The organism is Actinomadura sp. NPDC048032, assembly GCF_040653175.1.
Taxonomy (GTDB): Bacteria; Actinomycetota; Actinomycetes; order Streptosporangiales; family Streptosporangiaceae; genus Spirillospora; species Spirillospora verrucosospora.
This window is the reverse complement of sequence record NZ_JBEZJP010000437.1, coordinates 1-6,908: the sequence shown is the minus strand read 5'-3', so window position 1 is coordinate 6,908 and position 6,908 is coordinate 1. Positions and strand designations below refer to the sequence as shown.

Genomic DNA, 6,908 nt, shown 5'->3' with positions numbered 1-6,908 from the left:
GAGGCTCTGGCACAGCGCGGCGGCCCTGCTGCACCGCCGCCCGCGGCTGCGCCTGTCGCTGCTGCTGTCGGCGCCGCTCGCCTGGCTGGTCGTCGTCTATCTCGGCGCGCTCGCCGCGATCTTCCTGACCGCCTTCTGGACCACCGACGTCTTCACCGGCGAGGTCGTCCGGCAGTTCACGCTCGCCAACTTCCAGACCCTCGTCGACGAGCCGGTCTACCGGACGGTCGCGCTGCGCAGCCTCGGCGTCGCGGCGGCCGTCACCCTCATCGACACCGCGATCGGCTTCCCGATGGCGCTGTACATGGCCAAGGTCGCCAAGCCGCGGCACCGGCCCTACCTGGTGATAGCCATCCTGGCGCCGCTGTGGGCCGCCTACCTCGTCAAGGCGTACGCGTGGCGGGTGATGCTCGCCCAGGGCGGCCTCGTCGACCAGGTGCTGGGGCCGTTCGGGCTCTCCAGCCCCGGCTACGGCCTCACGGCGACCGTGATCGTCCTCGCCTACCTGTGGCTGCCGTACATGATCCTGCCGGTCTACGCGGGCCTGGAGCGGCTCCCGGACTCGCTGCTGGACGCCTCCGGCGACCTCGGCGCCCACCCGCTGCGCACGCTGCGGTCCGTCGTGCTGCCGCTGGTGTTCCCCTCGCTGGTGGCCGGATCGATCTTCACGTTCTCGCTGTCGCTCGGCGACTACATCACCGTGAAGATCGTCGGTGGCCGGAGCCAGCTGCTCGGCAACGTCGTCTACGACAACATCGGCGCCGCCAACAACCTGCCGTTCGCGGCGGCGGTCGCCACGATCCCGGTGGTGGTGATGCTCGGCTACCTCGCCGCGGCCCGCCGCACCGGCGCGCTCAGGGAGCTGTGATGACCCTCTCGCCCGCCGCGCGGATCGCCCTGCGCGTCCTGATGTTCCTCGGCCTCGCCGTCATCTACGTGCCGCTGCTGGTCGTGCTGGTCAACTCCTTCAACGCCGACACCGCGTTCGGCTGGCCGCCGTCGGGGTTCACCGGGCGCTGGTGGTCGCAGGCGCTGCACAACGAGGGCGCCCGGCAGGCCGTGCTGACCAGCGTCAAGGCGGGCCTCGGCGCGACGGCCGCCGCGCTCGTCCTCGGCACCATGGCGGCCTTCGCGGTGGCTCGGTACCGGTTCTTCGGACGCGAGACGGTCTCGCTGGTCGTCGTGCTGCCGATCGCGCTGCCCGGCATCGTCACCGGCATCGCGCTCAGCAACGCCTTCCAGGTCGTGCTGAAGCCGCTCGGGATCGGGCTCGGCCTGTTCACCGTGGTCGTCGGGCACGCCACGTTCTGCGTCGTCACGATCTTCAACAACGTGCTCGCCCGGCTGCGGCGCACGGGCACCAGCCTGGAGGAGGCGTCCGCCGACCTCGGCGCCGACACGTTCCACACGTTCTGGCACGTCACGTTCCCGGCGCTGCGCTCGGCGCTGCTCGCCGGGGGGCTGCTGGCGTTCGCGCTGTCCTTCGACGAGATCATCGTGACCACGTTCACCGCCGGACCGGGCGCCCAGACCCTGCCGATCTGGATCTTCAACAACCTGTTCCGGCCCAACCAGGCCCCGGTCGTCAACGTGCTCGCGGCCGCCCTGATCGTGCTGTCGGTCATCCCGATCTGGATCGCGCAGCGGCTGTCCAGCGGGGCCCGCGGCGTCGCGTGAGCGCGGCGGGGGCCGGTGCGGGCGGGCGCTGAGCGTCAGCCCCGCAGGCGCCGGGAGGCGTCGACCCAGCGGTCGAGGAGGGAGGCGGCGCCCCCCGAGTCGACCGCTGCGGCGGCGCGCTCGTAGGCGGCCCCCAGCGTCGCGGTGAGGTCGGCGGCGGCCGGCGTCCCCTCGTAGGCGGTGATGAGCGCGGCGGCGTTCAGCAGGACCATGTCGCGGACGGGCCCCCGCCGCCCGCCGAACGTCTCGCGGGCCACCCGCCCGTTGAACACCGCGTCGGCGCCGCGCAGGTCCTCGGGCTTCGCCGGCGGGATGCCGAGGTCGGAGGGGTCGAAGGTCGTCTCCGTCGCCGTCCCGTCGCGCACGACCCACACGGTGGAGGTGCCCGTGGTGGTCAGCTCGTCCAGCCCGTCGTCGCCCCGGAAGACCAGTGAGGAGCAGCCGCGCGCGGCGAACACGCCCGCCATCACGCCCGCCATCCGCGGGTGGAACACCCCGACGGCCTGGGCCAGGGGGCGCGCCGGGTTGGTCAGCGGGCCGAGGAAGTTGAAGACGGTGGGCGTGCCCAGTTCGCTGCGGGTGCGGGAGGCGTACTTCAGGGCCGGGTGGTAGAGCGGCGCGAAGCAGAAGGTGATGCCGACCTCGTCGGCGACCCGCGCGGTGGCCTCGGGGGGCAGGTCGATCGCGACGCCGAGGTGCTCCAGCAGGTCGGCGGCGCCGCACGAGGACGACGCGGCCCGGTTGCCGTGCTTGACGACCCGCACGCCCGCCGCGGCCGCGACCACGGCGGCCATCGTGGAGACGTTGACGGTGTGGCCGCGGTCGCCGCCCGTCCCGACGAGGTCGGCGATGCGGCCGGGAACCTCGATGGGCGTGGCGTTGTCCATCATCCCCGCGGCGAGGCCGGTGACCTCCTCGACCGTCTCGCCCTTGGCGCGCAGCGCCACGGCGAAGCCCGCGATCTGCACGTCGGTGGCCTCGCCGGACATGATGCTGTTCATGGCCCAGGTGGTCTCCTCGCTGGACAGCGAGTCGCCCGACACGAGGGCGTTGAGCAGTGCGGGCCAGCTGGTGCGCGCGTCCATGTCGCCTACAGGGTCGTGGTGGGTGCGTTGCGGGGTGCGGTGCGGCTCGCCGGCTACAGGGCCGGGAGGCGGTTCTGGACGCGCTGCCGCATGAGGCTGGCGAGGGCGTTCGCGACGGCCATCGGGTCGATGGGCAGGCCCACCACGGCGTCGGCGCGCGACCAGGTGGCGAGCCAGCCGTCGTCGCGGCGGCCGATGATCGCCAGGACGGGCGGGCAGTCGTACACCTCGTCCTTGGCCTGGCGGCACACGCCGAGACCGCCCGCGGGCTGCGCCTCGCCGTCGACGATCAGGACGTCGACGCCGCCCTGGTCGAGCCGCGCCACGACCGCGGGCTGGGTGGCGCACTCCTCGAACTCGACCTTCGGGAGGTCGGCGGCGGGCCGGCGCCCGATCGCCATCCGGATCTCGGCGCGCGTGTTCGCGTCGTCGCTGTAGACGAGGACCTTCATCGGGCTCTCCGGGGCGGTGCTCATGGACCTGAAGGGTACCGGGTCGCGGCACCGGTGACACGCTCGGGGAACCCTAGAAGGGGGGTCATGCGTCACTCACTGGATAGGGGCGCAATAATGCTGGCGTGACAGCATCCGCGATAGAGACAACACCTCACGCACGGGCGAACCGTCCCAATCTGGTCAGCGTGGGGACGATCGTTTGGCTGTCGTCCGAGCTGATGTTCTTCGCGGCGCTGTTCGCGATGTTCTTCACGATCCGCTCTGTGACGATCGGCCAGTCCGGCCACCACGCGTGGCCGGGCGCCCCGCTGGACCTGCCGCTGTCGGCCGTCAACACGACCATCCTGGTGCTGTCCTCGGTGACCTGCCAGATGGGCGTGTTCAAGGCCGAGGCCGGCAAGGTCGGACGTGACGGAAGCGTGTTCAACGTGGCGCGCTGGGGCCTGCGCGAGTGGTACGTCCTCTCGTTCCTCATGGGCGCCTACTTCGTCGCCGGCCAGGCCTACGAGTACTCCCAGCTGGTCACCAAGGACGGCCTCACCTTCTCGTCCTCGGCCTACGGCTCGGTCTTCTACCTGGCCACCGGCTTCCACGGCCTGCACGTCATCGGCGGCCTCGTGGCGTTCCTGTTCCTCCTGGGACGCACCTACGCCGCCAAGCGGTGGACGCACGAGCAGGCGACGAGCGCGATCGTCGTCTCCTACTACTGGCACTTCGTCGACGTGGTGTGGATCGGCCTGTTCTCGGTCGTCTACCTGCTCGACATCTGACCGACCCGACCGACATGACCCGAACGGGGACTTCCGTGAAAAGGATCACCGCATGGCGACGGCGCCCGTGGGCGGGCTACGCCGTCGTGCTGGCGGCCCTGGCGGCGATCGGCGCGATCTACGCCGGCTTCTCGCCGCGGACTGACCGCGCCGAGGCGCAGACCACCGCCCAGGCGGCGCAGGACCTGAAGAACGGCCAGCAGCTGTTCAACAAGAACTGCGCGAGCTGCCACGGGCTGAACGCCGAGGGCACCAAGGACGCCAAGGGCAACCCGATCGCCCCGAGCCTCATCGGCGTCGGCGCCGCGTCCGTCGACTTCCAGGTCGGCTCGGGCCGCATGCCCGCGGCGAACCCTGGCGCGCAGATGCCGCGCAAGAAGCCGCTCCCCGAGTTCAACACCTCGATCAAGACCGACTACGAGGAGAAGGACAAGCGGGAGGCGGCCGAGCGGCAGAAGATGCAGGCGGAGAAGAACCTCTCCGACCTCAGCGCCTACGTCGCCTCGCTCGGCGGCGGCCCGGAGGTCCCCCCGGCGTCGGCCGTGGACCCGAAGACCGGCAACGTCGCGCTCGGCGGGAAGCTGTTCCGCACGAACTGCGCGCAGTGCCACAACTTCACCGGCCAGGGCGGCGCGCTGACCGGCGGCAAGTACGCGCCCTCGCTGTCGAACCCCGACGTCACGCCCACCCAGATGTACGAGGCCATGCTCACCGGCCCGCAGGCGATGCCCGTGTTCAACGACACGACGCTCACGCCGAAGGACAAGCAGGCCATCATCGCCTACCTCGTCCAGACGCGCGAGGAGCCGAACCCCGGCGGTAACGGCCTCGGCCGCATCGGCCCGGTGACCGAGGGGCTGGCCGGCTGGCTGGTCGGCATCGGCCTGCTGGTCCTGGCCGCCATGTGGATCACCGCGAAGAAGCCGAAGAAGCTGAAGAAGTCATGAGCGACGACAACAAGGACACGGCGGGCCGGCCCGCCCCGCGCGAACGCGTGATCGGCACGCCGTCCCCGGCGCGCGAGAAGGCCCTGCTCGCGGAGGACGACATCTCGGCGCCCGCGGGCGTGGGGGACCAGCTCGACGAGGCGTCGGCCAAGCGCGCCGAGCGGATCGTCGCGACGCTCTTCCTGGTCGCGTTCGCCGCCAGCGTGGCGTTCATCGCCTACTTCATCGGCTGGAGCGGCCGCGACGGAGGCATGCACGGCGTCACCCGGGCGCGCGAGAGCAACCTGTGGCTCGGCGGCCTGATGGCGCTGTCGTTCCTCGCGCTGGCCTTCGGCGTCACCATCTGGGTGCGCCGCCTGATGACCAGCAAGCCGATCGTCCAGGAGCGGCACGAGCTGGCCGCCGACGAGGAGACCCGGGCCTCCTTCACCGAGGACTTCCTCGAGGGCGCCGCCGACAGCGGCATCACCAAGCGGCCCCTGCTGCGCCGCACGCTGCTGCTGGCCGCCGCGCCGCTCGGCCTGGCCCCGCTGGTGCTGCTGCGCGACCTCGGCCCGCTGCCGGAGAAGCGGCTCCGCCACACCTACTGGGGCGAGGCCGTCAAGAAGGCGCAGGCGGAGGGCAAGAAGGGCGCCCGCCTGGTCGTCGACGGCACCAACAAGCCGCTGCGGGTCAGCGACTTCTCCTCCCCGGGCTCGATGATCACCGTCCTGCCCGAGGGGATCGAGGAGGAGGTCCCCGAGGACCAGGTGCTCACCCAGAACGCCAAGGCCGTCACCATCCTCATCAACGTCCCCGCCAACGAGTTCAAGCCCGCCAAGGGCCGTGAGAACTGGCACGTCAACGGGATCGTGGCCTACTCCAAGGTGTGCACGCACGTCGGCTGCCCCGCGGCCCTGTACGAGCAGACCACCCACCACATCCTGTGCCCGTGCCACCAGTCGACGTTCGACGCCACCGACGCGGCGAAGGTGATCTTCGGGCCGGCGGCGCGGTCGCTGCCGCAGCTGCCGCTGTCCGTGGAGGACGGGTACCTCATCGCCACGAGCGACTACCACGAACCCATCGGACCGAGCTTCTGGGAGCGCGGATGAGCGAGGCGACAGCCCCGAAGGCGGTCGAGGCGCCGCTGACGTTCCTCGACGACCGCCTCGGCTCCACCACCTTCTTCAAGCGGAACATGAAGAAGGTGTTTCCGGACCACTGGTCCTTCATGCTGGGCGAGATCGCCCTGTACTCCTTCATCATCCTGCTGCTGACCGGGACGTTCCTGACGCTCTGGTTCCAGCCGAGCATGACGGAGACCGTGTACCACGGCTCGTACACGAAGCTGCAGGGCGTCAAGATGTCCGAGGCCTACGCCTCGACGCTGCACATCTCGTTCGACGTGCGCGGCGGCCTGCTCATGCGGCAGATCCACCACTGGGCCGCGATCCTGTTCATGGCGTCGATCCTCGCGCACATGCTGCGCGTGTTCTTCACCGGCGCCTACCGCAAGCCGCGCGAGCTGAACTGGCTGATCGGCATCGGCATGTTCACGCTGGGCATGCTGGAGGGCCTGTTCGGGTACTCGCTGCCCGACGACCTGCTGTCCGGCACCGGCCTGCGCATCACGCAGGGCGTCGCGGAGTCGATCCCGGTGGTCGGCACCTACATCTACATGTTCCTGTTCGGCGGCGAGTTCCCCGGCCAGGACATCGTCCCGCGCCTGTACATGCTGCACATCCTGCTGATCCCGGGGCTGCTGCTCGGCATGGTCACCGCGCACATGATGATCATGTGGGTGCAGAAGCACACGGCGATGCCGGTCAAGAACCAGACCGAGCAGCAGGTGTACGGCTACCCGTTCTACCCGGTCTTCATGGCCAAGACGGGCGCCTACTTCCTGTTCACCTTCGGCGTCCTGGCGCTGCTCGGCGCGTTCGCGCAGATCAACCCGATCTGGCTGTTCGGACCGTACGACCCCGGCTCGAT

Annotated in this window: 8 protein-coding genes; 6 read left to right on the top strand and 2 right to left on the bottom strand. The window is 70.5% G+C overall.

Features of this window, described 5'->3' with window-relative positions; translation table 11 throughout:
• Positions 1-25: 25 nt before the first annotated feature.
• Together AB0C69_RS35580 and AB0C69_RS35575 are read left to right on the top strand one after the other, a co-directional pair.
• The gene (locus AB0C69_RS35580; protein ID WP_360359699.1) at positions 26-868 is read left to right on the top strand and encodes an ABC transporter permease; all 843 of its coding nucleotides are present in this window, start codon (positions 26-28) and stop codon (positions 866-868) included.
• Entirely contained in the window at positions 868-1,677 is an 810-nt protein-coding gene (locus AB0C69_RS35575) for an ABC transporter permease (protein ID WP_360359696.1), read from the top strand. Before AB0C69_RS35580 ends, AB0C69_RS35575 begins: the two co-directional genes overlap by 1 nt.
• Positions 1,678-1,712: 35 nt before the next feature.
• Here AB0C69_RS35575 and trpD read toward each other — a convergent pair whose 3' ends face one another.
• On the bottom strand, positions 1,713-2,762 hold the full coding sequence (trpD, locus tag AB0C69_RS35570; protein ID WP_345186161.1) for an anthranilate phosphoribosyltransferase: 1,050 nt from the start codon (positions 2,760-2,762) through the stop codon (positions 1,713-1,715).
• A 53-nt stretch (positions 2,763-2,815) separates the two neighbouring features.
• Complete coding sequence (locus AB0C69_RS35565; protein WP_360359693.1) at positions 2,816-3,238, bottom strand: hypothetical protein; 423 nt, start codon at positions 3,236-3,238, stop codon at positions 2,816-2,818.
• Between the two features lie 164 nt (positions 3,239-3,402).
• Here AB0C69_RS35565 and AB0C69_RS35560 point away from each other — a divergent pair, with 164 nt between their 5' ends.
• The 4 genes from AB0C69_RS35560 to AB0C69_RS35545 all read left to right on the top strand — a co-directional run.
• A complete protein-coding gene (locus tag AB0C69_RS35560) occupies positions 3,403-3,987 on the top strand; it encodes a heme-copper oxidase subunit III (RefSeq protein WP_345186166.1) in 585 nt (194 codons plus the stop codon).
• Positions 3,988-4,022: 35 nt separating this feature from the next.
• Complete coding sequence (locus tag AB0C69_RS35555; protein WP_345186168.1) at positions 4,023-4,934, top strand: c-type cytochrome; 912 nt, start codon at positions 4,023-4,025, stop codon at positions 4,932-4,934.
• Positions 4,931-6,028, top strand: coding sequence for a Rieske 2Fe-2S domain-containing protein (locus AB0C69_RS35550; protein WP_360359688.1), 1,098 nt, complete (start codon positions 4,931-4,933; stop codon positions 6,026-6,028). The genes AB0C69_RS35555 and AB0C69_RS35550 overlap by 4 nt, the downstream gene beginning before the upstream one ends.
• Positions 6,025-6,908, top strand: an 884-nt coding sequence (locus tag AB0C69_RS35545) for a cytochrome b (protein WP_360359686.1), incomplete at its 3' end; no start/stop codon positions are given. The genes AB0C69_RS35550 and AB0C69_RS35545, both read left to right, overlap by 4 nt.

Coding starts and splice junctions, on each gene's coding strand:
- AB0C69_RS35575 (WP_360359696.1), top strand. CDS start 868: ATGACCCTCTCGCCCGCCGCGCGGATCGCCCTGCGCGTCCTGATGTTC.
- trpD (WP_345186161.1), bottom strand. CDS start 2,762: ATGGACGCGCGCACCAGCTGGCCCGCACTGCTCAACGCCCTCGTGTCG.
- AB0C69_RS35565 (WP_360359693.1), bottom strand. CDS start 3,238: ATGAGCACCGCCCCGGAGAGCCCGATGAAGGTCCTCGTCTACAGCGAC.
- AB0C69_RS35550 (WP_360359688.1), top strand. CDS start 4,931: ATGAGCGACGACAACAAGGACACGGCGGGCCGGCCCGCCCCGCGCGAA.